General features: G+C 69.3%; 27 protein-coding genes and 1 pseudogene. 10 read left to right on the plus strand and 18 right to left on the minus strand.

Annotated elements, in window-relative coordinates; all coding sequences use genetic code 11:
• Together KV557_RS09760 and KV557_RS09765 are read left to right on the plus strand one after the other, a co-directional pair.
• Nucleotides 1-225, plus strand: a pseudogene (locus tag KV557_RS09760) (M56 family metallopeptidase); the annotation flags it as partial.
• Nucleotides 226-415: 190 nt separating this feature from the next.
• Nucleotides 416-1,924 carry a helix-turn-helix domain-containing protein gene (locus KV557_RS09765; protein ID WP_218199407.1) on the plus strand — a complete coding sequence of 503 codons (1,509 nt, stop codon included), beginning with the start codon at nt 416-418 and terminating at the stop codon, nt 1,922-1,924.
• Here KV557_RS09765 and KV557_RS09770 read toward each other — a convergent pair.
• The gene (locus KV557_RS09770) at nt 1,843-2,343 is read right to left on the minus strand and encodes an SsgA family sporulation/cell division regulator (RefSeq protein WP_218199408.1); all 501 of its coding nucleotides are present in this window, start codon (nt 2,341-2,343) and stop codon (nt 1,843-1,845) included. The two genes, KV557_RS09765 and KV557_RS09770, sit on opposite strands and share 82 nt — an antisense overlap.
• A gap of 308 nt (nt 2,344-2,651) precedes the next feature.
• Here KV557_RS09770 and KV557_RS09775 point away from each other — a divergent pair, with 308 nt between their 5' ends.
• The 4 genes from KV557_RS09775 to KV557_RS09790 all read left to right on the plus strand — a co-directional run bounded on the left by KV557_RS09775 (nt 2,652) and on the right by KV557_RS09790 (nt 6,515).
• The gene (locus KV557_RS09775; protein ID WP_218199409.1) at nt 2,652-3,800 is read left to right on the plus strand and encodes a hypothetical protein; all 1,149 of its coding nucleotides are present in this window, start codon (nt 2,652-2,654) and stop codon (nt 3,798-3,800) included.
• A gap of 169 nt (nt 3,801-3,969) precedes the next feature.
• Nucleotides 3,970-5,178, plus strand: coding sequence for a TerD family protein (locus KV557_RS09780; RefSeq protein WP_308129832.1), 1,209 nt, complete (start codon nt 3,970-3,972; stop codon nt 5,176-5,178).
• A gap of 90 nt (nt 5,179-5,268) precedes the next feature.
• Complete coding sequence (locus KV557_RS09785; protein WP_218199410.1) at nt 5,269-5,757, plus strand: GNAT family N-acetyltransferase; 489 nt, start codon at nt 5,269-5,271, stop codon at nt 5,755-5,757.
• Between the two features lie 164 nt (nt 5,758-5,921).
• The gene (locus KV557_RS09790; protein ID WP_218199411.1) at nt 5,922-6,515 is read left to right on the plus strand and encodes a Uma2 family endonuclease; all 594 of its coding nucleotides are present in this window, start codon (nt 5,922-5,924) and stop codon (nt 6,513-6,515) included.
• 653 nt (nt 6,516-7,168) lie between these two features.
• On the opposite strand, the gene KV557_RS09795 is transcribed toward KV557_RS09790, so the two are convergent.
• Together KV557_RS09795 and KV557_RS09800 are read right to left on the minus strand one after the other, a co-directional pair.
• Nucleotides 7,169-7,675, minus strand: a complete 507-nt coding sequence (locus KV557_RS09795) for a hypothetical protein (RefSeq protein ID WP_218199412.1) — start codon at nt 7,673-7,675, stop codon at nt 7,169-7,171.
• Between the two features lie 141 nt (nt 7,676-7,816).
• Nucleotides 7,817-8,950, minus strand: a complete 1,134-nt coding sequence (locus tag KV557_RS09800; protein WP_218199413.1) for a helix-turn-helix domain-containing protein — start codon at nt 8,948-8,950, stop codon at nt 7,817-7,819.
• Between the two features lie 409 nt (nt 8,951-9,359).
• Between KV557_RS09800 and KV557_RS09805 the strand changes: the two genes are divergently transcribed.
• Nucleotides 9,360-9,602: a helix-turn-helix domain-containing protein gene (locus KV557_RS09805; RefSeq protein WP_218199414.1), complete on the plus strand. Its 243-nt coding sequence runs from the start codon at nt 9,360-9,362 to the stop codon at nt 9,600-9,602.
• Nucleotides 9,603-9,863: 261 nt separating this feature from the next.
• Here KV557_RS09805 and KV557_RS09810 read toward each other — a convergent pair whose 3' ends face one another.
• From KV557_RS09810 to KV557_RS09820, 3 genes are all read right to left on the minus strand, one after another.
• The gene (locus KV557_RS09810; protein ID WP_218199415.1) at nt 9,864-10,358 is read right to left on the minus strand and encodes a hypothetical protein; all 495 of its coding nucleotides are present in this window, start codon (nt 10,356-10,358) and stop codon (nt 9,864-9,866) included.
• Nucleotides 10,359-11,172: 814 nt separating this feature from the next.
• The gene (locus KV557_RS09815; RefSeq protein WP_218199416.1) at nt 11,173-12,357 is read right to left on the minus strand and encodes a helix-turn-helix domain-containing protein; all 1,185 of its coding nucleotides are present in this window, start codon (nt 12,355-12,357) and stop codon (nt 11,173-11,175) included.
• A gap of 99 nt (nt 12,358-12,456) precedes the next feature.
• On the minus strand, nt 12,457-13,086 hold the full coding sequence (locus KV557_RS09820) for an HAD family hydrolase (protein WP_218199417.1): 630 nt from the start codon (nt 13,084-13,086) through the stop codon (nt 12,457-12,459).
• A 58-nt stretch (nt 13,087-13,144) separates the two neighbouring features.
• On the opposite strand from KV557_RS09820, the gene KV557_RS09825 reads away from it, so the two are divergent.
• Nucleotides 13,145-13,405, plus strand: a complete 261-nt coding sequence (locus KV557_RS09825) for a hypothetical protein (RefSeq protein WP_218199418.1) — start codon at nt 13,145-13,147, stop codon at nt 13,403-13,405.
• A 292-nt stretch (nt 13,406-13,697) separates the two neighbouring features.
• The gene (locus KV557_RS09830; protein ID WP_218199419.1) at nt 13,698-13,994 is read left to right on the plus strand and encodes a hypothetical protein; all 297 of its coding nucleotides are present in this window, start codon (nt 13,698-13,700) and stop codon (nt 13,992-13,994) included.
• A 260-nt stretch (nt 13,995-14,254) separates the two neighbouring features.
• Here KV557_RS09830 and KV557_RS09835 read toward each other — a convergent pair whose 3' ends face one another.
• The 9 genes from KV557_RS09835 to KV557_RS09875 all read right to left on the minus strand — a co-directional run bounded on the left by KV557_RS09835 (nt 14,255) and on the right by KV557_RS09875 (nt 23,753).
• Entirely contained in the window at nt 14,255-14,488 is a 234-nt protein-coding gene (locus KV557_RS09835) for a hypothetical protein (protein ID WP_218199420.1), read from the minus strand.
• Nucleotides 14,485-14,736 (minus strand): hypothetical protein, encoded by a 252-nt coding sequence (locus KV557_RS09840; protein WP_218199421.1) that lies wholly within the window; start codon nt 14,734-14,736, stop codon nt 14,485-14,487. The genes KV557_RS09835 and KV557_RS09840 overlap by 4 nt, the downstream gene beginning before the upstream one ends.
• A 1-nt stretch (nt 14,737) precedes the next feature.
• Nucleotides 14,738-16,171, minus strand: a complete 1,434-nt coding sequence (locus KV557_RS09845) for a GH25 family lysozyme (RefSeq protein ID WP_218199631.1) — start codon at nt 16,169-16,171, stop codon at nt 14,738-14,740.
• Nucleotides 16,171-16,551: a DUF1003 domain-containing protein gene (locus KV557_RS09850; protein ID WP_218199422.1), complete on the minus strand. Its 381-nt coding sequence runs from the start codon at nt 16,549-16,551 to the stop codon at nt 16,171-16,173. The genes KV557_RS09845 and KV557_RS09850 overlap by 1 nt, the downstream gene beginning before the upstream one ends.
• Nucleotides 16,551-17,015 (minus strand): hypothetical protein, encoded by a 465-nt coding sequence (locus KV557_RS09855; RefSeq protein ID WP_218199423.1) that lies wholly within the window; start codon nt 17,013-17,015, stop codon nt 16,551-16,553. Before KV557_RS09855 ends, KV557_RS09850 begins: the two co-directional genes overlap by 1 nt.
• 67 nt (nt 17,016-17,082) lie before the next feature.
• Nucleotides 17,083-17,547 (minus strand): hypothetical protein, encoded by a 465-nt coding sequence (locus tag KV557_RS09860; RefSeq protein ID WP_218199424.1) that lies wholly within the window; start codon nt 17,545-17,547, stop codon nt 17,083-17,085.
• Entirely contained in the window at nt 17,547-18,080 is a 534-nt protein-coding gene (locus tag KV557_RS09865) for a hypothetical protein (protein WP_218199425.1), read from the minus strand. Before KV557_RS09865 ends, KV557_RS09860 begins: the two co-directional genes overlap by 1 nt.
• A 12-nt stretch (nt 18,081-18,092) precedes the next feature.
• Nucleotides 18,093-20,942 carry a hypothetical protein gene (locus tag KV557_RS09870; RefSeq protein ID WP_218199426.1) on the minus strand — a complete coding sequence of 950 codons (2,850 nt, stop codon included), beginning with the start codon at nt 20,940-20,942 and terminating at the stop codon, nt 18,093-18,095.
• 9 nt (nt 20,943-20,951) lie between these two features.
• Nucleotides 20,952-23,753: a phage tail tape measure protein gene (locus tag KV557_RS09875; protein WP_218199427.1), complete on the minus strand. Its 2,802-nt coding sequence runs from the start codon at nt 23,751-23,753 to the stop codon at nt 20,952-20,954.
• Nucleotides 23,754-23,987: 234 nt separating this feature from the next.
• On the opposite strand from KV557_RS09875, the gene KV557_RS09880 reads away from it, so the two are divergent.
• On the plus strand, nt 23,988-24,275 hold the full coding sequence (locus KV557_RS09880) for a hypothetical protein (RefSeq protein WP_218199428.1): 288 nt from the start codon (nt 23,988-23,990) through the stop codon (nt 24,273-24,275).
• On the opposite strand, the gene KV557_RS09885 is transcribed toward KV557_RS09880, so the two are convergent.
• From KV557_RS09885 to KV557_RS09895, 3 genes are read right to left on the minus strand one after another with little or no spacing between them, the layout of a single operon-like run.
• Entirely contained in the window at nt 24,272-24,730 is a 459-nt protein-coding gene (locus tag KV557_RS09885; RefSeq protein ID WP_218199429.1) for a hypothetical protein, read from the minus strand. The two genes, KV557_RS09880 and KV557_RS09885, sit on opposite strands and share 4 nt — an antisense overlap.
• A complete protein-coding gene (locus KV557_RS09890; protein ID WP_218199430.1) occupies nt 24,723-24,944 on the minus strand; it encodes a hypothetical protein in 222 nt (73 codons plus the stop codon). Before KV557_RS09890 ends, KV557_RS09885 begins: the two co-directional genes overlap by 8 nt.
• 26 nt (nt 24,945-24,970) lie before the next feature.
• Nucleotides 24,971-25,312, minus strand: coding sequence for a hypothetical protein (locus KV557_RS09895; RefSeq protein WP_218199431.1), 342 nt, complete (start codon nt 25,310-25,312; stop codon nt 24,971-24,973).
• Between the last annotated feature and the right edge of the window lie 31 nt (nt 25,313-25,343).

The following is a 25,343-nucleotide window of genomic DNA, read 5'->3' on the forward strand; positions in this document are numbered from 1 at the left end:
CCCGCCCGGCCCCGGCTGGTCGCCGCCGCCCACTCGGGACCGGTCCCGCGCCGGGTCGCTGCCCTGCTCCAGCCCCGCCCGGCAGCCGCCCCCACCCGGCGCCGCGCGGTCGCGCTGGCCCTGGCCGCCTGCCTGGCGCTGAGCACCGCCGCCACCCTGGAGGCCACCGCCGACCTGCACCACACCGTCGAGGCGGCCCAGCGCGGCGCCGGCGCGGAGCGCTGACGGCCCGCAGCACGTCGGACGCCGGGTCAGTCATGGCCCCCTTTAGCCATAGCTACTTGGCATGTCCACTCTCATATCGCCCGGTATGCCGAGTTGGCAGACCCCATCCCCAGAAACCCACCGCACCCGTACTCTTTCGTCAGTGCGTCAGCCCTGGCGCGACCTCGATCGGCGGCGAGGAGCAACCCGAGTGCGGCAGACCGGACGGCAGACCCGACGACCAGAACGTCGAACCCCGCCGACCGCGGCCGAACTGGCCAAGGTCCACGACCGCACCCTCGCCGAAGCCGCCGCCCGCGAACTCGCCCGCGACGGCCGGCCCGAACCCGCCGACACCGGCCTGCTCGAACCCCGCCCCGAGATCGGCGACTCCTGGGCCCGGCTGCGCCGCCTCGGCCTCGACCCCGACTCCGGCGCCGCCGCCGTCCACCTCGGCCCCGCCGAGATCGAGCTGCGCCGCCGCGCCAGCGGCCTCCAGGCCGTCATGCCGGTCCTGCGCGAGACCCTGGTCCAGCCCGTCGACGAGGCCCCGCTGATCCTCGCCATCGCCGACGCCGACGGCCACGTGCTCTGGCAGGAGGGCGAACGCGCCCTGCGCCGCAGCGCCGACCGGATCGGCTTCCTGGTCGGCGCCCGCTGGGCCGAGGAGAGCGTCGGCACCAACGGCATCGCCGTCGCCCTGCGCACCCAGCGCCCGATGCAGGTCCACTCCGCCGAGCACTACCTGCGCAGCCACCACTCCTGGACCTGCGTCGCCGCCCCCGTCCACGACCCCGGCACCGGACGGCTGATCGGCGCCATCAACCTCAGCGGCCCCGCCCACAGCGTCCGCCCCTACCTGCTCCAGCTCACCACCACCGCCGCCCGGCTCGCCGAGACCGAACTGCGCGCCCACCGGCTGGAGTCGCTGCACCAGCTGCGCACCCTTGCCGCCCCGCTGCTCGCCCGGGTGGCCGGCCCCGCCCTGGTCGTGGACGCGGCCGGCTGGACCGCCGCCGCGGCCGGCCTCCCGCCGCCCACCCGGCTGCGGCTGCCCGCCGAGGGCTGGGGCGGCACCGCCGTCCAGTGGGTCCCCGGCCTCGGCGAGTGCGTCCTCGAACCGCTCGCGGACGGCTGGCTGGTCCGGCCCGTCCGGCCGCCCGACGAGGACGGCTCCGGCGCGCCGGCCGCCGAACAGGCCGAGGGCGCCCGGCTCCGGCTCGACCTGCGCCGCCCCGACCGCCCGGAGCTGTCCGTCCAGGGCGCGGCCGGCGGCTGGTCGCACCCGCTGAGTCCGCGCCACGCCGAGCTGCTGCTCCTGCTCGCCACCGGGCGCGACGGCAGCACCGCCGCGCAGCTCGCCGACGCCCTGTTCGGCGACCCGGCCAGGACCGTCACGGTCCGCGCCGAACTGTCCCGGCTGCGCCGCTACCTGGGCGGCCTGCTGGCCCACCGGCCGTACCGGTTCACCGAGTCGGTGCTGGTCACCGTGCTCGGCCCGGACGACCCGTACGACCTGCTGCCGTCCTCCTCGGCCCCGGCCGTGCGCCGACTGCGGGCCGGGCTGGCCGCCGGAACGGTCCGGCTGCCGGGCGCGCCGGTGCCCGCCCCACGCGGCCCGGCGGACGCGACGGCGCCTCAGCCGCCGGCGAGCAGCGCCGCCAGCTGGGCGTCGGTCGGGCCGAAGGCGCGCTCGGCCTCCTCGGAGACCAGCGCGTAGGTCCGGTCCAGCCAGTCCTGCACCCGGGGCTTGGAGACCTCCAGCAGGGCGCTGCCGTGCGGGGACTCCAGCGCGAGGTGCAACGTCGAGCCGTGGCACGGGCAGTACGCGGGCCACAGCTTGACGTCGCCCTGCCCGCTCAGCATCCGCAGGCCGTCGCGCAGCAGCTCGCGCGAGAACACCCAGTCGGCCTCGTCCGGCCGGCCCAGATGGAAGGTCAGCAGCACCTCGTACGGGCGCGCGGCCTCGAACCGGAAGCGGGTGCGGACCTCGCCGACCACCTCATCGCCCAGCGAGATCCGCAGGGTCAGCACCTCCTCCACCGCCGCCGGGGCGGCGGTGGAGCCTTCCCCATCGCCGCCCGTGGGGGTGGCGGCGAGGGGTGCACTGGAGGCTGCGGACAGCGGGTCGGGCGGCATGACGGTCTCTCCGGGACGGCGTGGGATGCCCTCCAGCCTGCGCCACCTCCGGCCGGGCGGGCAAGGGTTGCAAGGAGGTTGCAATCATCACCTTCCGGCCGCCACGCCCCTTACCGGCGGCCGCCCCGCGACTGTCGGACGGTCCGTCAACTTCCGTACGGCGAACGGATGTCCACGAAATGGATGGAATCCGTCCGAACCGTGGCCGCCCGCTGGTACGCTCACCCCCTCCCGGCGCGGACCCGGTGCGGCGGCCCATGGGAGAATACGGCGACTGCGACGGCGACTTCGGGGAGGGAGGGGTCCGGATGGCTGTGCGCGAGGACGCGGTAAAGGACGCGGTACGGGACGTGTGCCACGAGCCCGCACCGCACGGCCGACACGGCCGGCCACGCCCGTTCGGCGGCCGGCTCCGGCTGCCCACCCTGCGCTTCTCCGGCGCCGCGATGGCCATGTCCACCGTCGTCGGGATCAGCATCGCCACCACCCTGCTCCTCCACGAGCAGGCGGGCATCGGCCGACGGGCCGGGGTCGCCCGGGTCGGCACCACCCCGCCGCCCACCCCGACCGGCAGCGAGCAGACCGAGGCCTCCGCCGAGCGGACCCCGGACGCTCCCCCGACCGGCGGACGGCCGTCCGCGACCCGGCCCGCGGGGCCGAAGTCCGGGACGGCCTCGCCCGACGCCTCCGCGACCCGGAAGTCCCAGCCCGAGCCGGGCGGCGAGGCCACCGCCGGACACGACGCGGGGCATGACGCCGGGCATGACGCGGGGCACTCCTCCGGGCTCGCCTCCACCGACGACCCGTCCGCCCAGGCCCGCGGGGCGGCGACGGCACCTCCGGCGGCCCAGCAGCCAGCGCAGCAGCCCGTCCAACAGCCTGCACAACAGCCGCAGCCGTCCGGGCAGCCGTCGCCCTCGCCGCACGCAACCACGCCGTCCCTCGGCGAGCCGTTCGCGCCGAAGCTTCCGACCGTCCCGCCCGTTCCCGCCGCCCCGTCAGCCACGTCCGTCCTTGACGACGCCAACGCGCCGGAGGCGGGCGCCGACCCGGAGGCCGACCAGCCCCTGACCGGCAGCGCGCTGGTCACACCGCTCGGGCGCCACGGCACCCGGCACGTGCTCGGCCTCAGCGTCACCGAACCGGTCACCGCCCTGCAGGCCGAGTTCCGGCTCGCCCCGGGCGAGTTGGCCCCCGGCAGCGGCACCGCGTGGACCGACCTGCCCGGCGCCGTCGTCACCGCCCAGCAGGAACGCGGCACTCTGGTCTACCGGTTCACCACCCCGACCGGCACCGACGTCCGCCCGGGCCACTACACCTTCGGCGTGCGCGGCTCCCGCCCGGCCGTCCCGGCACCGCGCAAGGCCGCAGCGGAGACCTGGAACGCCGCCGCCTTCGGCATCACCCATCCCCGCGCCGTCGCCGCCCTCGGCTCCTTCGCCGCGGCCGCCCGCTGACCCGACGCCCCGACAGCCGCCCGACCGGGCCGACGGCCCGTCACCACAACAGCTCACCCCACAACCCGGGCTCGTCCCCCCGATCCCGTTCGTTACTGTGGGCAGCACTCGGCACGGCGGCCCGACCGGCCCACCGCACGGCCGTGGTTCCGCATCCGAGGAGGAGTCCGTGTCCACCGTCCTGACCCAAGGCGGCAACGCACCGCTGACCGCCCCGCGGGTGACCGTCGAGGTCACCGCGCCCAAGGCGCTGGACGTCTCCGGTCTGCTGCTGACCGACTCCGGCAAGGTGCGCTCGGACGCCGACTTCGTCTTCTTCAACGCCCCGCACGGCCCCGGCGTCAGCCACCGCCCGGCCGGCGCCGGCGCCCCGGACGCGATCACCGTCGACACCCGCGCCGTCCCGGCCGGGATCACCAAGGTCGTGGTCACCGCCAGCCCCGCCGACCAGGACAGCACCTTCGCCGGGATGGAGCCGACCGCGACCGTCCGCGACGCCGACACCGGCCAGGTCCTGGCCTCCTTCACCCCGCCACCGCTCGGCCGCGAGACCGCCCTCATCGTCGTCGAGGTCTACCTGCGCAACGGCGCCTGGAAGGTGCGCGCGGTCGGCCAGGGCTACGCCAACGGCCTCGCGGGCATCGCCACCGACTTCGGCGTCACCGTGGACGACGCCCCGGCCGCCCCCGCCACGCCCGCCGCCCGGCCGATGCCGCCCACGGCCCCGGTCGACCCCCGGATAGCCCTCGCCTCCGCTCCCCCGATGCCCGCGATGCCGCCCGCACCCCCCGCAACGCCCCCGAAGGTCACCCTGGACAAGGGCCGCGTCAGCCTGGTCAAGGGCAGCTCCGTCTCCCTGGTGAAGAACGGCCGCCCGTTCCTCTCCTCGGTCCGGATGGCCCTCGGCTGGGAGCCGGCCGGCCGCGGCCGCAGCATCGACCTCGACGCCTCCTGCATCGCGTTCGACGCCGGGCGCCGGAAGCTGGAGACGGCCTGGTTCATGAAGCTCACCGTCTTCAACGGCGCGATCGCCCACTCCGGCGACAACCTCACCGGCGACGGCACCGGCGACGACGAGTCGATCACCGTCCACCTGGAGGGCCTGCCGCCCGAGGTCACCGGCCTGGTCTTCGTCGTCAACTCCTTCTCCGGCCAGCGCTTCACCGAGGTCCAGAACGCCTACTGCCGCCTGCTGGACGCCCGGACCGAGCAGGAACTGGTCCGCTTCGACCTCACCCACTCCGAGCCGAGCACCGGCGTGGTGATGTGCAAGCTGATCCGCCAGACCTCCGGCGAGTGGGTGATGACGGCGCTCGGCGAGTACGTCGACGCCAGGACCGCCCGCGCGATGATCGAACCGTCCGCCGCCCTGCTCTGACCCACTGTTCCGGCCCACCGCCCTCACCCGCGCCGACCTGTCGGAGGAAAACCGGTAGCGAGTCCTCCCCGCGAGGCCGATCCTGTGCGCATGCAGATCAGAGAAGCCACCCCCGAGGACTGGCCGGCCATCTGGCCCTTCTTCCACGCCATCGTCGCCGCGGGCGAGACGTTCCCCTACCCGCTGGACCTCTCCTCCGAGCTCGGCCGGGAGTGGTGGCTGCTCCCCGCACCCAACCGCGCGGTGGTCGCGGTGGACGACGCGGGGACGGTCGTCGGCACCGCCAACATGTGCCGCAACCGCCCGGGCAACGGCTCGCACGTGGCCAGCGCCAGCTACATGGTCGACCCGGCCCACCACGGGCAGGGCATCGGGCGGGCCCTGGTCGAGTACACCCTCGACTGGGCCCGCCAACAGCGCTACCGTGCCATGCAGTTCAACGCGGTGGTGGCGAACAACCAGTACGCCGTGAAGCTGTACGAATCCCTCGGCTTCACAGTCGTCGGCACCGTCCCCGAGGCCTTCCACCACCCCACGGACGGCTACGTCGGCCTGCACGTCATGCACCGCCCGCTGTAGGGCACTTACTCCTCGGTCTACTCCTCGATCCCAACACCGCAGTTCACCAGCACCGAGATCCTGTGCGCGGCCCCAAACTCACACCATCGAGTGAAGTCCGACCGTGCGCTGCATTACCCGGATCGGCTCGCACTAGCGTGACGTCCATCCGAAGGAGGGGCATCATGAGTGCTGTGGCGCATGAGAAACCGGTCTCCGTCTCCCCATCGCAGGCCGACATCCTGCTGGAGAGCTTCCTGACCCTGCACTCCCCCGAAGGCTTCCGGGCTGAGCTCATCGAGGGAGAGATCATCGTGGCACCACCGCCGGACGGCGATCACGAGGACTACATCGACCTGCTGATTGACCAGGTGAAAGCCAAATCCAAGGTCCACATGCAGGTATCCGGTGGGAAGGGCCTCCGCTTGGTGAGCGGCGGTCTCTGCCCGAAGAACCACGTCATCCCGGATGCGACCTTCGCACCGAGAGAACTCCGCCTCTTCCGCGGCGCCCCGCCCTGGATGGAGCCGGACGGTGTGGCGATGGTCGCCGAAGTCACTTCCAGCAAACCTGACCAGGACCGCATCACCAAGCGCCACTGCTACGCCCGTGCCGCGATTCCGTTCTACCTCCTCATCGACCGGGAGAAGTCGCAGGTCAGCCTCTTCAGCAAGCCGCACCGCGAGGAATACACCGAGGTGCACCTCGCCGCCTTCGGTGAGCCGCTCATTATGCCCGCACCCTTCGAGTTCGAGCTGGACACCAAGGACTTCCTCTAGCGACACGCACACGCGAAACGGCCCGCACCCCCCCTTCCACAAGGGGTGCGGGCCGTTCGTGTCGTCGTGCGCAGCGCGTCAGTTGCGGGTGGCCATGGCGCGCAGGAAGAAGGTGAGGTTGGCCGGGCGCTCGGCGAGGCGGCGCATGAAGTAGCCGTACCACTCTATGCAATGCCCACCTCATGCTCGGGCGATGTCATTGATCATGACGCCGAGCGCGCAGAATGGCTTTGACCTGCTGCGATGCAGTGAGACGTTTTGAGATGTAGTACTACCGCACTGTGACGACTGGGCCCCTACGAGGGCCCTACGAGGGCCTCCACTCTACGTAGGCTCTACGGCGATTGCTCCCCGGGGACATACGGCCAGCCGTACCGCTCGGCCGCCATCTCACGCAAACGCTCCAGGTCAACAGTGCATGGCTCGCACGCGCGAACCGGCACGTCACGCTGCTGCTGGACCAGGCGCCCAACCACGGCCGTCCGATCAGTGCTCCGCCGGCATCGGTAGCACTTGCCTGGCGACCACTCGTAGGTGGCAATCACCTCGCTACGGGATGTGAGGCTCAGGTCGCGCACTTGTCTGTCCCTTCGGTTCCGTGCTTAAGCCGCGTGGCCAAGGTGCATGATTGCGAGATCGCCAGCCAGGTAGTCCTAGGACGTGGGAACCGCGAGATCGCCAAACTGAGCCTCCAGGCCGACGAGGCCGAGCTCGGGCCGGCTGCTGCGGATGACGAGGTCGACGGCGGCGCGAAGGATCGGGTCACACACCAGCCGGCTGTGGAGGTCGAGGACGGCGGGCACAGCCGCGATGAGGACGCCGCGGAGCTCCGCGAGCGGGGCAGCGATGCGCGTCACGCCGCACTGAGCCGCCCGGGCGATCATGTGGGTGTTGTCGTGGGCGGCCGGGCTGAGGTCGAGCCAGTAGGTGCCGGCGCCCATCGCGGGCAGCGCATCGGCCATGGCGGCCGACATGGCGGTGGCCGAGTCGAATGAGGTGAGGACCACGATGGCGTCGGCCACGGCCTCCCGCGCCGTCGCGGCGGACATGCCGTCAGTGGCGGGGAGGCCGTGGGTGCGTACGGTGTGGCTGGCGCGGGCGAGGCGGGTGGTGATCTCGATGGTGTGGGGGTTGTTGCCGAGGACTGCGAGCGTGCTCACCGATGCCTCCAGGCTGGCTGAGATTCGTTGATCTCCTGCGCGGGAGGTCTACGGTAGGGCGCACGCCCGGCGCACGAAACGGCAAAAGTGCACCGATTTTCCAGGGCGAGCACAACATGTGTATCGATTGTCAGTGCACTTTCACATCCGGAACCCCGGAATCGGCCACTCCGACACTGCGACCTCACCCAGGACTGCGGCTGCCAGGAACACCTCACCACTGCCGACTACTCCGCGGTCGGCCATCTCGGGTTCGTTCTCTGGCAGAGCCCCGAGGAGCCGTCGATGGAGGAGCGCTTCGGCGGCCTTCAGGTGGGTGCGCACTGTTGCATCTCCGAGCGTCAGCGCCTCGGCGGCGGCGGTCACATGGCCGTTGTGGGCCAACCAGGCGATCACGGTGCGGCGCAGCGGGCGGTTGTCGGCGTCGAGGCGCCCCAGCAGTGAAGCGGCCCAGGTGCGGACGTCGGGGGTGCTGAGGAGGTCGGCGAGCGCCAGGAACTCGCTCGGCGGCCCGCAGTCTGCGCGGGCGTCGACTGCGAGGGCGAGGTCGAGGATGGCTCGGTCGCGGAAAGAATCCAGGCTCAGGTCCAGGAGCTCGCCGATCCGCTTCATCCGGTTGGCGACAACGCTCCGGCTCGTGCCGAGTAGCGTCGCGACGGCTGAGTGGTTGAAGGCCAAGGCGAGGCTGGCGGTGTCCGTCAGCAGGTCGCGTCGGTTCTCGGCCTGGTGGTGGAGCGGTCCGAGGAGGCTTGCGGCCCAGGCCTGGGCGCGTCCGCCGAGGATGTGTACGAGGCGGATGTCAGACGAGTGGAGGGCGGCTCGTTCGGTCAGGTACCGGGCGCTGAGGAGGGCGTTGGAGGCGTCGCCGTAGGCCTGGGCGGTGTGGGTGAGGGTGGAGATTCCGCTGCCGCCGAGGTGCCAGTCCGGGCGCGGGTCTGTGACGGTCCTGAGGCGAAGGCCGGTCAGGTCCCAGCCGCTGGTGACGGCGTGGGCCGGCAGCGGTGCGACGACGATGATGTCGGAGTCGTAGATCGGGCAGCGGGTAACCAGCGCCCTGCCGTGGACCGCTTCCCGGCATGCCGCGAGGACTTGGTCGCGTTCGGCCGCTGGGCCGCGGGCGATGTAGACGCGGCAGGTGTCCGATTCGAGCGCGCCGTCGTCCAAGAGGGGGCCGAAGATCCGCTGGAAGTCGGCCACGTGCCCGGTCATGAGGTACTGGAGGGCTGAGACGTGGATCTGGTCGATTATGGCGTGGAGGTCTGCGGGGCGGTGCATGGTGCTGTCGTCCTGTCTGGCCAGAGGGTTTCGGTCTCCTGCGATGGCGGGGTTAAGGAGCCGCTGGCCGGCCAGATGGTGCTAGGTGCGGTTGTGATGGCTGCGGCGTGAGGGGGTCTGCAGCCAGTTGGCACGGGGCCTCCTGGGTCGGGTGGCGAGTGGGGCGTCCTTGGCGGGCTGGTCGATGTTGGCGACGGTTGGCATATGCCAGGGATTGAGCGGATGTTTCCACATTGGTCTGACGATTATTCGAACGAATGATCAGGGATTTGGTTACGACTTGGGCTCGCCGGCTCCGGAAGTCGAGAGGTGGTCGAGGTGGGGGTGGCGGAGTCAGGTCGAACAGGTTAGCGATTAATGGCGTTGCGCCAGTACAGACTTTTGATCATGGAGCGGCAACCGTCAAGGGGTGCCGCCGCGAACCACCCCCAACGACTACCAGCAGGCCGTACGCCGCGAGGTCGGTGCCCGGGTCCTCTCCCTCCGGCGGCAGGCCGGGCTCAGCCAGGAGGACCTCGGGGAGCATGCGGGGATGGACCGGCGAACCATCGGCCGAATCGAGAACGGCACCGTCGCCGGCACGCTCGACCAGCTCAGTGCGATTGCGCGGGCGATCGGCGTTCCGCCCTGGCGCCTACTCAGAGACGAGTAGGCCCTGGCCAGCCGCATCGCCATGCGGTCGGCCAGGGAGCTGTGCGCCTACTCGGTGGGCGGCGGGGGCGTCACGAGCCGAGGCCGTCCGGAAGGTGTCGACTACGAACACCGTCCGCAGGTTCGCCAGTGCACCCGCGGTGGTTGCGGATCGTGTCCGAGTGGCTGTTGAGCGGGCCGTTGTAGGTGCCGCGCCCGTAGTCGCCGCACACCACGCAGTACCCGCGGCAGTCGTCCTTGACGGGCTTTCCGCCGGCGGCGCTCACTCGGTGCCCGCGAGGTGCCGTGTGCTGCGGTACCCGGCGAGGTTGACCTGCCGGCCGATCCATCCCCGGGCGCTGTCCTCGATCGCGAAGTGCACCACCTGGCCCTCCTCGCTGACGAACTCGCCGGACTGGGTGTCCCGCACGGCCCACAGTCCAGGCACACCTCGGCCGGGGGCCTGCACCTGCTCGGGGACGTACCGGGCGGCGATTCGCTGGCTAGCGGTGAGACCGTCACCCCGCCACACCCGGACAATCACCCCAGCACCGTCGGCCAGGACGAGTGGGAAATCAACCTGGCCACCGCCGAACAGCAGCCGCTCCATGTCCGACGTGGTGCCGCTGCCCAGCAGCCGCTCCATCGCGCCCAGCTGGTACTCGCCGATCGGCAGATCGCGCACCGTCTGCCAGAGGATCTCCAGGGCCTGCAAGGCCGGCGCGGTGACGGCATTCAGGTGCCCGTCCACCGCGACCGTCAGGTCACTCTCAATCATCGTCGTCTCCCATGGGTTCGGGCAGAGTCCACGGACGGGGCCAGGTGTCTCTGTCCCAGTCGGTTGCTGAATCGTCAGGGTTGGGCCAGATCACAGGCCCCGCACGGCGGGGCTCGGGTTCCCACCGGCCCGTCCACAGCGGCGCCGTCACGACGTACCCCCGTACATCGCGTCCGCCGCGATGGTGCACGGCCACGTGCTGTCGCAGCGCACGCATCGGCCGTCGTCGCTTCGGTGTTCGTCGAGCAGTATTCGGGTCCTGGTCGCGGCCGCGTGGGCGCGAGTGTCCTGGCGCGGCGGCCGGCGGCCACGAGGGTCGATGTTCACGAGCTCGGCGGTGCCCACTCGGCTCCTCCAGACAGGTGCCGGCTGCACGCGCAGCCGGGGACAAGGCAGAGACAGATGAGAACGGCGGCGCGGGCCTCGTCGCGGATGCCTCCCGGGCATCCCCAGTGGGCGTCGAGCTGGCACTCCGCGCTGACGTACCGTCCGCTGGGGCGGACGTCGACGCGGATCACAATGGCGCCTGGTGGCGGTGGCCAGCTTGCGATCGCGGTCACGACTTGCCCTCGATGCACGTGGGGTGCGCAACGACAGCCCACCCAAGCGGGGCATGGCTTTGGCCTGTCGCCGTGTAGACGTGGCCAGCCGCAACCAGCGGCGGCTCTGGAGAGCCGCAGCTAATGCACGCTTCCCCATGGAGCCGCGCCGGGCTGATGGACCCCGGATCGGCTCCGATCGGGGTTGGTGTTCCTGTCACGCCTCTAAGCGTCCCTGGCGGCTACCCCCGAAAGTGCCACAACCTGTGGCACCCCTACACGGCCTTGGCCCACCGCGCGAACTGAAGCAGCTGCTCGTCCCGGCCGCGCGAGAGCCGAACCATCGTGGACAGCTCCGCCCGCACCTGCCCATGCTCGCGCACATGCTGGGGCGCGATCTGCCGCGCGACCAGCAGGCTCTCCTTCGCGTGCTGAGGCTGGCCCAACAGCATCTGAGCCCGGCCGAGGTCGATGTAGTAGTGCGACCGCCTCTCCGCAGGCAGATCCCGAGGAGGCGCCCACCGGGCAGCCGCGTCGACCGCCTCCAGCAAGTCCCTGTGCTCGCCGATCTCCACCGCTACCGCCAGCCGGTGGATCTCCAGGCTGTCCGGGCCTACAGCCGTGCCGTCGTACAGCCGCTCCCGGACGCGCGCCGCGAGCACCTCGGCGTCACGGAGGTGCTCGCGGGCCTCATCCGGACGCCGCATTCGGCCAGCTGCGACCGCTGCTCGCATGTGGAGTGCGGCGGCTGCAGCCGCAAGCGGCTCCGTCGTCGGTGCTGGCATCCGGTCCACGGCGGCCCGCAGCGACCGCAGGCCTGGGACAAGCTGGTCGGCGGAGAAGTAGGTCTCCATGCGGACGTACGCGGCGGCGGCTTCCAGGGCCGGATCATCGGCGAGCGAGGCGGCCCACCGCATCAGTTCGACCAACCTGGCCGACAGGTCGCGGTAGCCGTACTTGTAGGCCACCGCGTCGGCCGACCGGATGGCCAGCGCGAGGTGGCGGGCTACCTGCTCACGGTCGGAGCCGCGCGCCTGGTCTACCGCACGGAGCAGCTCCTCCAGCAGCGGCGGCATCTGCTCGGCGAGTCGCGCGTACTGCGACTGCACCCGATCCTCGACTGCCAGATCAACATCGGCTGCGAGCTGGGGCAGGGGCCGGACCGGGCCGTCGTCTGGCAGGTCGTACGCGGCGATCACCCGCTGCAGCTCGGGGATGGCGTGATGCACCCGGCTGTCAGTGCGACGAGGGCCGTCCAGCAGTTCCTCCGGCGTGGCCCGAACTGCTCGGGCCACGGCATCGAGCACCGAGTCGGATGGCCAGCGCTCGCCGCCCTCCATCTTGCGGAGCATGCTGAGGCTCACACCGGAGGCGTCGCACACCTGGCGGCGCGTCAGCCTGGCTGCGTGGCGGGCGGTTTCGATTCGCTGACCGAGTGCGGCGGCGGTCGCTCCGGGCATAGTCTGGCTCCGTTCCGTGGTCGCACTCGGAACGGTACCGGCGCCCGCGCGGACGCCGGGCGGAATCGCCCCGGCGGGACAGCCGTCGGGGCGATCCCGCTACTGGCCTACGAGCAGGTCGGCCAGCTCGGTGAGCGAGTTCACCGTCCAGTCCGCGTCCGGCGCGCTGGTCGTGAGCCCGATCGGGCCGCGGCGAAGGTGCGCCGCCCGGAGCCGTGCCGCTCGGGCAGGGGCGACGTCGTTCGCCGGATGATCGCCGACGTACACGATCTCGTGGGGCTCGCCTGGGGCCCACGCCTTCAGCTGCTCAAAGAAGGCGGCGCTCGGCTTGGACACCCCCCACTCACCCGATGTGGCGATGCCGTCGGCGGGCAGGTTGAGCGCGCGCAGCAGCTCTGTGACCGCCGCGTTTTGGTTCCCGGCGATCCCGACCCAAAGGCCTGCCTCTTGCAACCGAGCCAGCGCTGGACGGACGTCGGGGTAGAGGTCGGACTCGTCCAGGGCATCGCTCTGGCCGGCCGCCTGCCGTGCCCGCCACTCTGCGGCGACGTCGGCGCCCGGTCGGATGATGCGGATCGCGTCCGCGTTGTCCCGGCCTTCGGCCAGTACGGTGCCGACTAGCGCCGACATGGTGTGTGTGGGGACACCCAGCCATCGGGCCCAGTCGCCCCAGTAACGCGTGTCGCTGGTCAGCGTCTCGCCGATGTCGAAAACCACCGCACGAATCATGCCCGCAGCCTAACGGGGTGACGGCGTCCTGTCGGGGTCCTCTTCTACGATGGAACACATGGCCGACGCACCTGAACTCCCGGACGACCTGTTGCCCCTGCACATTGCCGCGTTGCGGGCGGACCGGGCCATGACGACGGCGCGCGAGCAGGGCGGCGACGTTGATGCGGCCCGCGAGGAGTACGTCACGGCAGCGCTCGCCCTCCGGGCGCATCCGATCTGGGAGCAGGGCCGGCAGGACGGGCAGCACCACAAGCTGTGGCAGGCCAGCCTCGACGCCGCGAAGGCCGCGCTCGACGGCGAGTCGACCGCTGCCTGATCCCAGACACGACGAAGCGCCCCCGCCCTCCCGGAGGAGAGCGGGGGCGTTCTGCTGCCCGCGAGCGCGGGTTCGACGTGCTGGTGAAACAGGGCCACGGGCCATCCCCGCGAGCGCGGGGCCAACAACGAGTCGCCTGTGCGGAGCTGGGCCACCGTCGAGCCATTCCCGCCAAGGCGGGACCGATGCCCTGACTGTATCGGATGCGGCCGGCACGGTGCGCCCTCTTGCAACTTCGCCGTATGTACGGCAAAGTTATCTGTGTCGCAGCCACCACCTACTGGAGGACGCCATGAGCACCGACATCTACAGCCACACCGGCGGCCGCACCATCGCCACGTACCCCCTCCTCACCGAGGTCCAGACCCTCACCGGCCTCAACCGCGATGAAGCCCACAACTTCATCCACGCCACCCTCGACCAGCTCATCGCCGAGGACGGCGAGGAAAACGTCGTTGTCTCCCAGCGTCCCGACCGCCCCGGACTCCTCGCCAACAACCCCCTCGACCTCACCGTGGATCACTGGACCACCATCACCGACGACGCCGCCGAGTTCATCCGCGCCACCGCCACCGAGCACGCCGAGTGACCGTCGAACTCTGGACCATCGACCAAGTGGCCGACTACCTCGGAGCAGCCTCCGCCAAGTCCGCCAGCAGGACCCTTTCGCGGTGGGGGGTCAGCGCCGTGGACTACGTTCCGCACCCCGTCAGTGGGCGCCCCCAAGCCCGCTACCCGGCCGATGCAGTACGGGACGCCAAGGCCGCGCGCCCAGGCCGAGGCAGCCGCACCGACCTCCGCTGACAACGAAGCGCCCCCGCCCGGGTGTCCGGGCGGGGGCGTGGTGGTTCAGTGGCCTGCGGCCTGCCATACGAGAGCTACCGCAGCGACTACGGCGGAGATGATGTTGAGTGCCGAATGCGGGAGCCGCCGCTCCTCCAGATGACGGAGCCGGCTCTCGTGATCGGCGAGCTGCGTCTTGTGCTCGCTCAGGCCGTCCAGCTTGCCGTCCACACGGATCAGCGCCTCGCGGATCTGCTGGATCTCCCGGTAGACGTCCAGGGCCGGGGGCGGACTCGTCACGGCGCCTCCTGCTGAACAGCCTGCAGCGGCGCCTTCGGCGGGGCCATCCGCAACCAGGACGGCAGCCAGCCGTCCACCACCGGCAGGGCCATCGCCCTGGTGATCGCCCCGGCCACCGCCAGCACGGTACCCAGTCCGGGCAGGGTGCTCGGCAGACCCGCGGTCTGCACCAGGAGCGGCAGGCCCGCGGCGATGCCGAGGACGAGCGCGAAGACCGTACGGACCGTACGACGGGCAGCATCGGACATGTCAGTTTCCCTTCGGAGTGGCGGCGGGGGCGACGGTGACCTGCACGTGCAGGGTGCCGTCGGCGAGAGCCTGTCGGATCTGCTCGGGCGTAAGCCCGACCTTGGAGACCGCATCCATGAACTGGGCGTGGAACACGTCCTGCCAGACGAGCCACCAGAACGCCTCCTTGCTGGAGCCGTCCCGCCCCCACGAGCCGTCGGCCTGCTTGACGATGTTGGGGAGCGGGTGGTTCCAGACCTGATCGGGCAGCGCGGTCGCAGTGACCTCCTCGCGGATGAAACGGCGGATGTCGGCTTCGGTGAATGGCATGTCGTCCTCCTGAGACGCGGGGCGTGGGGCGCCAGCAAGCACCCACGAGTACAGGGGCCCTCCAGGACAATCGGTGCTGTAGCCGTCCCTGTGGCCCTTGATTTCGGGGCCGGCAGCGGCGTTGTGCCGGTAGTCCTCGATGGCGTCCCGCAACCCATTGAGCTGGGCGTCCGTCGGGGTCGTGGAACCGGTTGAGCCCAGCAACGCGCAGATCGCGTAGTGCTGAGAGTTGAGGGTCTGGTCGCCATTAGCACCGGACCGCACGTCGTGGCCGCGGCCCTCGAAGCGCACCCCGTGCTCACAGACCAGCTCGTTGTAGGCGATGTCGACCCAATGCTCGCTGGGGTTGGCCATGTGGGCTGCCTGGACCTTGCGGACGTACGCCGCGCACGTCGAGTGGTCGCTGAACTGGTAGTCCTCGCCCAAGTAGTGGATCTTGATGCCCAGGGCGCCCGTCATCGGCGTGTAGGAACCCGACGGTGCGGCGGCACCCCACTGATCCCGTGTCACGCGCGCTGGAGTGGTCCACGACGCCGAAGGGCCCGGCGCCAGCGCGGGCGCGGATGCCGCCGCCCCGACCCAGGCCCGGAGGTCGTCAACGGTGCCGTTGTACACGTCGCTGTCGAGTGGACTGTCCGTCCACTGGTGGAAGCGCCACGCCGCCTGGATCCGAGGGCTTCCGGCGGCCACATAGTCGGCGATCCAGAGGAAGTCGGCTGCGTTGTCGTCGGTACGGTGCCACCAGTCGACGCTCGTGTACAGGCCGACCCGGTTGTTCGGGTAGCGCGCCTTGACCGCCGCCAGCCACGCGTTCTTCGCCGCCGTCGCCGCGCCGTCGGCGACCGGCTGACCGTACGGCTCGAAGTCGAGCACCAACAGCTCGCCGGCCGGGACGTTGCCGACCACCCGGCAGAAGTGGTCGACCTCGCCCTGGACGTCGTTCTCAGCGTGCAAGAAGTGGTAGTGGCCGAGCACTATCCCACGGGACCGGGCCTCGTCTCGCTTTGCCGTGTAGTCGGCCTGCTCGGTGCGGGCACCCTCGCTGGCCTTCACGATCACGAACTCGGCGTCATCCGGAATGCTGCCCTGGTAGTCGCTGACGTCGTAGCCATGCGCGAGCGCCATCACGCCTCTCCCTTCACGGCTATGTCGATGCCGAGGTGAGCCGCGATCTGGTCTGCGCGCTGGGCGATGTAGGTCATGGCCATGTGGTCGGCGTCCGCCTTGGCGTTTCGTTTCGCGTCGGCCCGGTTCTGCGTGTTGCCGAGCACGGGCAATGCCCAGAGCTGGATCAGGTTCGAGAGAAACAGCAGGAACGCGAACGGGTACCTGTCGCCCTTGAACAACCAGATCCCGGCCTCGGCGAGGACCATCCAGCCGACCTGCCAGAGAACCAGGATCCAGAACGTCGTCATTGATCCGAACGCGCCAGAGATCTTGTCGCCAAGACGGTTGTTCAGCGACTCGTGCGGATGCTGTACCGCCGGGTGCGCTGCGGTGGCCATTACGCCTCCTTCTTGCCGGTGACAACCTCCGCCGGCGGTGCCATGTCGTGCCGCCAGACCCGCAACGGCTCCCACAGCGGGCCGGGCAGGACGTGAACGCCAAGGTGGGTGCGGTGGTGCACCGGGCATAGAGGCTCCAGGTTGCCGGGGCTCTCGACCCAGGCGGCGAAGTCGTCGTCGCTCTCGAAATGCTGGCCGAACGCCTTGGACGCGAGTTCCAGGTCGACCCCGCCGGTGAGGGAGAACTCGAGGTGAGTGTGGTGGAGCTCGATCGGTCCGGGGAACGTGCAGCCGGGGATGGCGCACTTCAGCAGGCCAAGGCGGCGCATCCGCTCCTTCGCGGCGTGGAACAGGTGGTAGTGCGGATCGCCTTCACGGGGTTCGTGGGCAGGTACGTGGGCGATCCAGTGGGCGGATCCGGCTTGGTCGTGTGCTGCGACCTCGTCGTGCTGGTGAGCGGTCATGGCGGCTCCGGGCATGGGAAAGCCCCCGGCTGTCGGCACGGGGGCGTGAGCAGGTGAGGGGTTGGGGCTACGGCAAGGTGGCTGGCCCGGACGGCTGGACCAGGGGCGGCGTCGGTGGCGACGGCACCGTGGGTACGGCCGGGACGGTCCATCCGGTCGCTAGCGTCGTCATCGCCACCTGACCCGTCGACGGCGACGAGGCCACAGGCTCCGGCGTGCAGCAGTTGGTGAGGTGCGCCGGGTCCGGCGCGAGACAGGCCGCGCTGTGCACCAGGGCCGCCGCCGCCAGGGTCACGTGGTGCTTGGTGCACCCATAGACAGAGATGACGACGTCCGCCGCGGTCGGCAACGGTCCGAACTGAGGCGTGGGCAGAGCGGGATCCGCGAGAAGCCGAGCCTTGTCCCGCCGGGCCTGCTCGGCACGGACGATCACGTCGAGTTCTGCGGCCGTGGGTCGGCGGCGCCACTGCACAACCGGAACCGCGCCGCACCCCGGCGAACCACAGATAGTCGCCTGCATGAGCACCTCCATCAGGCGTGAATGAACCAGACGACCATGCCGCTGCCCTGACCGCCGCCGACCGCCGTGTTGAGCGCGGCTCCAGAAAACTGGTAGGCGACGGTCTCGACGTAGTCACCAACCGCCATCAGCACGGGCACGGCGGCACTGACGGTCGTGTAGTAGGCGCTGTTGCCGATATTCGAGCCGAAGCCACCGTTGACCGTTGAGCCGTTTTTGGTGATGGCCGCCGTACGGATACCGGTGCCGTTGGTCGAGTACGAGATGTTTCCGTAGACCCAATACCAGCCGGGTGCTTGTGCGGTGTACCTACTGCTATTGGTGACGTTCGAGTGGCCGCCGTACGTGTCGAGATTGGTCGAGTCGAAGGAGATCGAGGTGTTGGTGGCGTTGGGGATGGACTGCGCGGCGTTCTGCCACACACTGCACAACGGCCTGTTCAACAAGAACGTCAAGCCGTTGTAGACGTTGCTATTCCACAACGCTCCAGTGATGAAGTTCCCAGGTATCTCGCTGGCAGGAACCGGGACGGCAAGTCCGGTCACGCGGACCCCCTTTCAGTAGGAGAAGGCGGCGGAGTCGAACTTGGCGGAGGCGTCCCAGGTCGTTGGGTCAGTGGCGCCAGCCGGCAGGGGCTCACAGACCGTGTCTCCGCCGGTGTGGGCCTTGGTAGTGGCTGCGGTGAGAGTGATGACGGCGGTGGTCCACCCGGCCGAGGTCGCGCCGACGGACTGGACGGTGACCGTCTCCTGAGTCGCGGTACCGAGGCCGAGTACCAACTGCTGGCCCTGACCGATTTGAGCCGCGGCAGGATTCGTTGTGTCCGCCCCGGCGTTGATGGTGATGGTGGTCGCACCGGCCGCAATTGTCCCGCTACCGGCAAGGCTGGAATGGAACGAGGCGACCACCCCGTAAGGGGTAAGGTCAGCCGGGCTGCACTGCAAGATGACGAAGGCGTCGCCGTTGTCGCTGAACTCCCAGCTGATGCTCTCGATGAAGCATTCGGTCTGGATGGTCACGGCCGGAGCCGGCGGACGCCGCATCACACGCACGCGGGCACCAAGCTCAAGCCCCAAGCACACCGGCCAAAAGACCGACGGGTTGGCGCTCGGGTGAATCCTGATGGATGACACCCGGGTCGCCGGGTTCTTGTAGCGCGACAGGAGGTAGTTCGCCGCATCCTGGCATTCCTGCGATGACGAGGCGTTGGTAGTCCGCGCGAGGGACCGAGGGAAGTAGAACCTCTGGGACTTGCTGTCGGTCGCCGTGAATGCCTGGTTCGTCGCTGCCTGGGTGACCTTGACGATGTTCGCCAACCGTGTCGGGTCGTCGTCGAGGTCGCATTCTTCGTAGGGAATTTCTCCCAGATCGGATCGCTCGCCGAACGTACACACTGGCGTCAGCGCGTTGTACCGGGCACTTCGGGACCGAAAGACAATGCCGCCGTCGGCGGACATGAAATGCTCGCCGTTCTCTGTATCGACAACGGACTGGAGAGCCGTCATGGCGTCCTGGCCCGACACGGCTGCTGGCCCCATACTCCTCGTGAGGCCGGACTGAATGGTCTTCGGTCCGGTGTATCCGGCCCATCCGAGGATTCGGGTGTAACGGGTATCCGAGGAGTCGCCGGTAAAGCTGTTCTTCCAGGCCGTGTAAACCGCAGTGATGTCGCTGCCGCTGAAGGCGAACGGCCATTCCGCGACGTAACTGATGTCGCCCTGAAAGTTCCAGAGAGTTTCGTTCCCGTAGACGGGGTCAGCCCAGTTCCCCACCGAGTCGAACTGCAACCCAGTCGGCGTGATGGACGCCGGAACGCCGAAGTAGTAGGACGCGAGAGCGCCGTCCTGGGAAACCATGACCGTGTTGGCTGACTGGGAGTAGCTGAAGAGGAGCAAGTGCCAGTTGCCGTCGACACAGTTGGTGGCACCCCCGGCCGTGTAGTTTGTCGCGGATCCGTTTGGTCCGGACAGGTACATTCCGGGCTGGCCGGACGAGTTCAATGCAACGGTGATTTGCGAGCCGGCGGGAAAATGTCCGGACCGCTGACTGTCGGTGGAGCACCAGAGCGTGGCGTGATCCGCCGGGAGCGGACCGGTGTACCGGAACGCGATCATGCGCGTCCACGCGGCTGGACTGGCAGGGCCCTTGATGCCGGCCTGGTCGAGGCTGATTAGCGTGGCGGGGTTGTAGGCGAAGGCGCCGGCGCCGGGGTTGTTGATGGTGACGACGGTGGCGGTGCTGCCGATGTAAGTGCCACCGGCCGTCGTTGAGGTGATCTGGTTGCCGAAGGTCAGGCTGCCAGCGCCCGACTTCGAGATGATCAGCGGCGCCGGAGGATTCGAACCCACCGCGTCCGCACAGGACTGCGACCCTTGGGGGTCGCTGAGGGTGAAGTTGAACCGGGGACCTCGGGAGTTGATCTCCTCCACCAAGGGGTCGCGCAGAACCCGCTGGCTCAGCAGGCTGAGGGCATCGACCCCTGTCGTCCGGACAGTGCCATAAGTGCCAGACATCCTCCACGAGGAGGTGTATCTCTCCGCGAACCCGGCGAAAACGGGATACCAAACCCCGGGAGCCGTCCACGTAGTCGCGGTCGATCCCCGCTCGATCTGCCAGCCGTCCAGCTGGACGTTCAGCGCAGCCGTCGCCGCGGACATGGTGGTGAGGCCGAGCACCATGTATGCGGTGGCGTTGGGGAGAGTGGCCGTCAGGGTGAGTTGGGTCCAGGGGGCGGATGTCGAGCCGGTAAGGGCCACTGCCGTGCCCTGGATGCGCGTTTCGACTGAGTTGGCAGTACCCCAGGAGATGTACAACGCGACCTGGACGGACGTCGACGGCGTGATGTTCCTGACCTGCACCTGCATGGTGTAGGTGACAAGCCTCTCCCCGGGCACTATATCGGTGAGTGCGAATGCAGTGCCGGAGGCGGTGCCGTTCGGCACCGCGAACTGCAGGACACGGGCGCCCTGCCAGGCTGTCGCAGAGCTGACGATCTGGCCGTTAGAACTGTCCGTTAGGGAGTAGACGCCGATGCCCGATTGGGAGTTCACTGTGCCCACCGAGAAACCGCCGAGGTCACCTCCTGTGGCGAGCACCTGCGTCAGGAGGTTCTGTGTCGGCGGCCACTGTGCCCGAATTCTGAGAGGCTCATAGGGAAGTACGTTCCCGACCCAGGGTCCCGACGTGTTGAGGGAGTCAAGACTCCCGTCCGTGTTGACGAGCTCCAGGTCTAGGGTGCCCGCCCGGATCTGGTCGAGCTCGTACTGCCTGCCCCGCTGGACCGAGACTCGGCCACGGCTACGGGAGGTGACGTCGGCCAGCTGCTCGGACGGAGTTGCCGCGCCGTTCACGGTCCACGCCGGACCCCAGCTGTACTGCATGACCGGCCAGTTCGGGTTGATCGCCACCAGGGCCTCCTATCGGCGCGCGTAGGGCTGCCACGTCATCGAGTTGCGCATCCCGACCCTGTACATCTGCTTCTCGACGACATCCCGCAGGTCGGACTCGGCGAGCACGCTGCCCTGCACGGTTACGTTGACGACGTATGTCGGCGTGCCACCGCCGCCCGCGGCCACAGCAAGACCCGGGATGCTGCCGTCCGCGCCGGGACCCACCGCAAGCGCCGCCGCGCCTGCGAGCCGGCTGGAGGCCTGGGCGACGGTGCCCGCCGAGGAATGCATGCCGTCCGCCAGCATCGTGCCGATGTTGCGGCCCGCGATGTCCATGCTTCCGCGACCCGATAGTGGACCCGTCTTGGCCGGCGAGAACGGCCAGAAATCGCGGACGGTTTGAGCGACGTCGGAGATCGTGGATTTCACCCCGCCGACGGCCGACTTGATGCCGCCGATCAGGCCGTTTATCAAATTTCGACCCGCATTATAAAGAAGGGATCCGAAATTCCCGGCGAAATCGGAAATGACTTTCCGGGCATCGCTCAGGCCCTGCCAGGCCAGATTTTTCAGAGACGCCCAGGCTGCACCCCAATTTCCGGTCAGCAAATTCAAAAAGAATGAGATCAGATTTTCGAGAAAGTGAACCGCCATCGTCACGTTGTCCCGGATCAGATCGAAGGCGGTACGCGCGGCGTCCCGGATCAACCCCCAGCCGAAGCGCCAGGCGCCGACCATCACTTGGAGGCCGGTCGAGATTACGTCGAACACGAATCGTGCCTGGTCGGCGACCCGCGACCAGACTGACGACCAGACATGGTGGAACTGCTCGGAGTTCGAGCGCCACCAGGCGACGAGCTCGACCACCCGCGCCACGATCCAGTCGACGACGTGCGTCTTCCACCAGACCGCAGTGGCGTAGACCTCGTCGAACACGGCGTGCCAGGCCGCGGCGAACTCGGCCTTGTGGGCCTGCATCCACGCCCAGAGCTCGCCAATCCGCGCGATCAGCCAGTCCACCACGGTCGACTTGAACCACACGGCGACCGCGGCGACGGCCTGAGCCATGACCCGCCACGCCGCCGCGAACTCGGCCTGGTGGGCCTGGAACCAGCCGATCAGCTGCTGGATGCCGGCGATGACGTGCGGCAGCACGCTCGCGCGGAACCAGTCAACGGCCTGACCGGCCATGCGCCAGGCCGCCGCGAACGCGGTGGACAGGTAGCGGCCGAGCGCATCGACGGCATCGTGGAAGGCCTTGACGTGTTTGTAGGCGTAGACGACGGCGCCGACGATCGCCATGACCGCCCCGGCGAGCAGCAGCTCCGGGCCGATCGCGGCAGCCGCAGCACCGGCGAGGGCCAGCAGCGCGGCAACGAGCGTCGTGCCGATCACAGCCGCCGCGACCTGCACAGCCGCCTTGTGCTGGGTCAGCCAGTCGATTCCCGTCTTCAGCCAGGCGATGAACCGCTCGGCATACGGCATCAGGGCTGTTCCGAGCTTAATGGCGAGGGTGATGACGGTCTGCTTCAGCTGGTCGAGCTTGAAGTTGAACGTGGCCTGGATCTCTGCCCAGCCCTCGACGTCGCTCCCGCTGTGCTTCGCTGCCTCGCCGACCGCCGCGACGTTGTTGCGGAAGTCCGTCATATTCTCGCCGCCGAGCATCAACGCGGTGTTGAGGCCGGTCGCGCCGCCGAGCATGCGTCCCATCGCGTCGTTAAAGGACTGCTCGGCCGGGCCGCCGGCCTTCAACTGCTGGTTGAACCCTTCGCTCTTGTTGATCAAGGTGGCGAACTGGCTGGCCAAGTTGGCCTGGTCGACGGGCAGTTCTTTCAGAGCCTTCCGCCAGTCACCCATCGAGATCTTGCCCTGCTGGAACTCCTGGGCCAGGCCCTGGAGGCTCTTCGGCATCGCGGCGATCATGCGGTTCGCGTTGTCCGCGGCTTGCTTGCTGCGGTTGAACACGTCCAGCAACACGGTGCCGGCCGGGCCCATGTGCTGCATGATCGCCTGCTGCAGGAGGTCGATAGTGCCAGTCAACCCGCGCTCGCCGAGATGCTGCTGGATGTCGATCGAGGAGAGCCCGAGCCTCTGCATCTCCTGGACCGCAACACCGTTCGGCTTCTGCAGGTTGCGGATGGTGTTGGCCAACTCCTGGGTGGCCTCGCGTGCCGAGGTGCCGTGGTTGGTCAAGGTGGCGATTGCGCCACCCACTTCAGCGAATGACAGGCGGGCCGAGGAGGCGATCGGCAGCACGGTTGACAGGGATCCGGCGAAGTCGCCGAACGTCATCTTGCCGTGCCCTACGGCCTCGATCATCTGGTTGGTCATCGTCGTCGCCTGGTCAGCGCCGAGGTGGTACGACTTGAGCGCGGACGTGACGGCGTTGCTGACCTCGGCGAGCGGAGCCTGCTCAGCACGCGCGCCCTCGGCAGCGGCCTTGAGGACGGTCAGGGCCTGGGCCCCGTGGAACCCAGCCGACTCGACCATGTAGAGGCCATCGCTGAGCTCCTTGGTGCTGGTGCCCGTGTCGCGTGCCAGCTGCAGGACGCCGTCCGACACCGCCTTCAGCGCGTTCTGCGACTCACCTGCCGTCGACACCAACTTCTGCATGCCGGCCTGGAAATCGCCGGCCATCTTCACCGACGCGACAGCAACCCCGACCCCGACCGCGCCCGCCGCCACGCCGATCTTCGACAGAACGCCCAACGGGCCCGCCATCCGGCCGCCAAACGCCTCGCCTTCCTCACCGGCAGCCCGCATGCTGGCGAGAAATGGCGCGGTCTCCGCCCGCAGGACAACGAAGAGATCTGCCACCTCGGAGGCCATGAGTCACCCCCGAGCGATCTACTCCGAAACGGAGACGGGAAGTTGGGATACGCGCTACTGTCGCGGGCCATGAGACGGACAACAGGTGTGGCCTTGGCTGCCGCGACCGCCATCACGCTCGGGGCCTGCTCCAGCAGCGCCCAGCACACCGCGGCCTCTGCGGAGAGCTCGAAGGTGGCTGCGGCGGCAACAACGCCAGCGGCGCCACCTACCACTCAGGCGGCGCCAGCTCCGGTGAGGACGACCTCGACGCCTACGCCTACGCCGACGAAGGCGGACCGGCCCCCGGCCGAAACCTTCTGGGTCGACGACAAGAAGGCGGCCGACCACCCCGACCTCGACACCTACCGCACCAAGTGGGCCTACCTGGAGCAGGAGTGCACCGAGCAGGGCCAGGAGCTCGCCGACATCGTCATCAAGACGCAGGCCCGTCAGAAGTCGGCCAGCAGGTGGGAGGCCATGAACTACATGTCGGCGCTGCTGTCCGGGCCGCCGTCGGAATGCGCCCCGTTCGCTGGTTAGGCCAGTCGCTTCCAGCCCTCGCCGTACGCCTTGCGGTAGATCGCGGGAGCGGCAACGTGGACGCCGAAGTTGAACGCGGTGCTCAGGAACGGGTACTTGGCGCCGTTCTTGAGCCCTTGCTCCAGGTAGGAGCCGTACTTGCTGCTCGGGGTCCGACCGTACGGCGGCGTCATACCGGGCTGGGTTCCCACGCGGACCTCGGCCCCGGTCACGGTGCGGTTGACCGATGTGCGCGCCAGCGACTTCACCAGGGTCCCGGAGATCTTTGCCGGGCCCTCGCCGGGGCGGGCCGGTGTGGGGGATCCCCATGCGTGCGTGCCGTTGCTGGCGTTGGTCTTGGCCTGCTTGAGGATCGCGTCCGCCAGCTCGGCGAGGGCGATCGGTCCCCGGGCTACACCCTCGGCCGCCAGCTTCATGAAGGTCGCAGACATCACGCCGGGTCGGAGCTCAGGCACCGCTCCTCCTGCTCGCGCGTTCCTGGGCGTCCTGCTCGGCCTGACGGCGGGTGAGCATCAGGTCCCAGGTGTATCGGCGCACATACCACGGCGTCTCCTGCAGCTCCTGCCACGTCCAGCCGGTAGCCAGCATCAGCTCGAAGTCCACGACCTCGTCCGGTGGCGGGCCGGACGACCACGTCCCGTCATAGATGCTCTCGGCTGCCCAGAGCACGTCGACCAGGTACGGGTCATCCGGCCCTAGGCCCCCGCGCCGCTGACCGCCGTCAGCTCCGCCGCCATCCGGTTCTGGATCTCCATCGGCAGCTTCGCGACGAGCTCCGCTGTCGCGGGTAGCGGGAGCGGCGGCTGGTGGATGTCGGTACTGGTCGCGTCGTAGACGTGCCAGGCCTGGACGAGCCGTGCCAGGACCGTGAGTCCTGCCCTGAAGGCCTCGTCGGGGGTGGCGTTCTCGGGGGTGTCGGCCATCAGCTCCTGGGCCGGAACCGTCTTCGGGTTGCGCATGACGATGTGGATGTCGTCGCCGGGTTCGGACAGTTCGGGGAAGCTGAGCCGAATGACGCGGTTGGCGTAGCCAGCCATCTGTACTCCTTGAGGGGGTTGGGGAGGGGGT

Origin of the sequence: Kitasatospora aureofaciens, assembly GCF_019192735.1 — a bacterium.
Lineage (GTDB): Bacteria > Actinomycetota > Actinomycetes > Streptomycetales > Streptomycetaceae > Kitasatospora > Kitasatospora aureofaciens_A.